Here is a 1,241-nt window from a genome sequence, read left to right as displayed (position 1 = left end):
AAATAAGTGCTTTAGATTTAGCTAAAGCAGAAAAGGCGATTAATGAATATAATGCACTTAAGCAAGAATTAAATGCTGGAAAGGGAACGGGTCTAACATCAACTCAAATAAAAGATGTTAAAGCAATTAGTGCTGGAGAAGCCAATAAACCATTTATTGAAAGAGGATGGAGTGCTCCATATGATGCATCAACTCAGGTACGACAGTTTACTGCGGCTAGTGAACTTAACTTTGTGCGTGTTCATACAAATGATAACGTTGCAGGTCAATTTATAGTTAGGGCTGATGAAATCAAAGGTATGACGCCACAACAAATACAACAACATTTGGCTTTACCTACAATACCAACATTTATTTCTGATGTTAAAGTACCTGCAGGAACGAGATTACAAGTCGGTAGAGTTGCACCTCAGCCCAATTTTGGTGCCCCAAATAAAGGTGGAACTCAATATCAATTAATAGATAAAATACCACTTGAAAATTTTCATAATACGAGACCATTAAAATGATAAAAAGTATTGATAAAAAAATAATAAATAAAGCTATTAATATAAATAACAATTTACAACTAGTTTTAATAGACGGCTGTGATGTTATATTTAAAAAAAAGCCTTTAGAAATTTCAAGAAATGTTTTTATGGTTAATTCTAGAGGTGAAGTTATATGGCGTATTTGTTCAAAAAATGACAAATATGGTGATAGCTTTACTAATATTTATGAAAAAAATGGTGAATTTAAGGCTTATAGATGGGATGGTGGACAATATAATATTGATATAAAAACAGGATTTGCTACACCAGAAATATTGTTAAAATAGTTATATTGACTCACAAATCCTAGTTTAAAAACTTGGTGTTAGTATAATGTAGAACTGAGTAAATTATTTATCAACTTTTAGATCTACATCGCAAGTTCAACAATCAACTTGCCTGTGCAATCTTAATGATAACAGGGCAGCCCACATAAAACCCTACCGGCTCCAGCCATCTGCCTTTAATGTTCAGTTGTGATCTGAGGTTGGGCTTTGTGCCTTGTGGCATGTAACCGACGGTATAAAACTACATAGCCTCCACTGTGGATAAATCCAAAAAACCGGTTAGGTACTGGCACAATTAGCTTTACTGATATCGAAAATAAAGCGGATTATAAAGTCAGTAGCAGCAGTGTTGGCGTCAGCACCATTGGCATGCCAATGGTGCCAGCCGGTTATAATAAAAAAGACAATGAACAATCGATAACGC

The 1,241-nt window shown here is 34.3% G+C and carries 1 protein-coding gene and 2 pseudogenes; 2 read left to right on the top strand and 1 reads right to left on the bottom strand.

Annotated elements, in window-relative coordinates:
- Window positions 1–509, top strand: a pseudogene (locus J3U63_RS13190) (hypothetical protein); the annotation flags it as partial.
- Window positions 506–817: a hypothetical protein gene (locus J3U63_RS13185; protein ID WP_267371847.1), complete on the top strand. Its 312-nt coding sequence runs from the start codon at window positions 506–508 to the stop codon at window positions 815–817. The pseudogene J3U63_RS13190 and the gene J3U63_RS13185, both read left to right, overlap by 4 nt.
- Window positions 818–920: 103 nt before the next feature.
- On the opposite strand, the pseudogene J3U63_RS13485 reads toward J3U63_RS13185, so the two are convergent.
- Window positions 921–1,046 (bottom strand): annotated as a pseudogene (locus J3U63_RS13485) (SymE family type I addiction module toxin); the annotation flags it as partial.
- Window positions 1,047–1,241: the final 195 nt, after the last annotated feature.

It is taken from the genome of Gilliamella sp. B2838 (assembly GCF_026536185.1).
In the GTDB taxonomy this organism is placed as follows: domain Bacteria; phylum Pseudomonadota; class Gammaproteobacteria; order Enterobacterales; family Orbaceae; genus Gilliamella.
The sequence above is the reverse complement of the archived record's forward strand: the minus strand, read 5'-3'. Positions and strand labels throughout refer to the sequence as shown.

What these genes read in the sequence shown, in the direction of transcription:
- J3U63_RS13185 (WP_267371847.1), top strand. Translation starts at nt 506, where the DNA reads ATGATAAAAAGTATTGATAAAAAAATAATAAATAAAGCTATTAATATA.